Below are 1,634 nucleotides of genomic sequence, written 5' to 3'. Positions count from 1 at the left end.
TTTGTAGATAATGAAGACAAAGATACAAGCTTTTCAGTACTTAGTGGAAATAATATTAGTATTACTACAAAAGAAGAATTAAATAATAAAGATGGACATATAATAGCAAATAGAGAAAATAAGATAGTATCAAATATATTTAATAATTCATCAAGTATAAGTGATGAAAAGATAATAGTTAGAGATGGATATGAGAAGATGATATTTGATGGATCTTTTCACTGTCCTGGTGGACTTGTATATTGTAATATATTACATAATGCAACATATATTAGAGACTTAGGTAATGAAAGAGAAGTAAGCCTTAAAGGACTTCCCTCACATATTAAGGGAGAAGAAATAAATATAACATCAAATGTAGTAAATCTTAAAGATGAAGATAAGAAGACTTTAAGAGAAGAAGATGAAAGATATGTAAATAATAAAGAAAATATAGATATAGATGGAAAGAATGTAGAGTATACAGTAGAAGAAGACCCAAGATATACAAAACTATCAAATTTCTTAAATAATCCGTATTTTCTAAATAATATTAAATATAATAATAATAACAAGTATTTAATAAATGAATTTAAATTAGAGGATAAAAAACTTGAAGAAAAAACTCCTAAGAAAAGTAATATCACAATAAATGCAAAGAATTTAAATATTAGAGACCAAAAATTACTGTTTGATAATATTAATCTATCAAGTAATAATATATTAATAGAGGGAGCAAGATTAAAAGCCTTAGATAATTTAGATATTAAATCAGATAATATAACTCTTAAATCAATAGTAGAAGATAAAGAGACATATTTAGTAACTGATGAAAATGTATTTATTAGAAGATATGAAGAATTAAAGAAATCAACTATAGAGGCAAATAATCTAAATATATTATCTAAAAACACATTAATTTCAGGAGATATTAAGGTAAATGAGGATATTAATATATCAACAAAAAACCTAGAAATATCTGGAGATAAAATAACTAATAAATCACATCTAATTAATAACTATACTGATATATTAGTAAAAGAAGAAAAAATAGGAAACTCTAATATTAATGCTAAAAATATTAATATTAAATCAAATGATACTAAAATACAGTCTACAAACATTAATGTAGATGAAACACTAAATGTAGATTCAAACACTCTAGTAATTACTGGAGAAAAAATAGAAAACTCTAAAGAAGAAAAATCATATTTTAATAATGAATATCTACTAGATAAAAAAGAAATAAATAAAGGTTCAAATATTAAATCAAAAAATATTAATCTAAATAATACTAATGCAACAGTAATAGGAAGTAATATTACCTCAAATACATTAGAAGGTAAAAACCTTAAAGTAGAATCACAAATATTAGATAATAAATATGTTAAAAAAATAGATGCTTTTACACTTTATGAAAATACAAATGTAAATTATGAAAGTAGTTCTAGTTCAAATGTAAAAGTAAAAGATATTAAATTAGATAGATTAGATGTAAAGGGTTCAAACTTAGAATCAAATAAATTAGAATCAAAAGATTTAAATGTAGAATCAGAAGTATTAAATACATCATTAAAGCAAAAATTAGAAACATTTAAATTAGTAGATAATGTAAAAGGTAATGTAGATAAAGAAAATCTAGAAGTAAGAGGTAA

The 1,634-nt window shown here is 22.1% G+C and carries 1 protein-coding gene; it reads left to right on the top strand.

Annotated elements, in window-relative coordinates; translation table 11 throughout:
• Positions 1-1,634 (top strand): hypothetical protein (locus tag AYC60_RS07395; protein ID WP_197417001.1); only part of this gene is annotated, 1,634 nt, incomplete at both ends.

This window comes from Streptobacillus felis (assembly GCF_001559775.1).
Lineage (GTDB): Bacteria > Fusobacteriota > Fusobacteriia > Fusobacteriales > Leptotrichiaceae > Streptobacillus > Streptobacillus felis.
The sequence above is the reverse complement of the archived record's forward strand: the minus strand, read 5'-3'. Positions and strand labels throughout refer to the sequence as shown.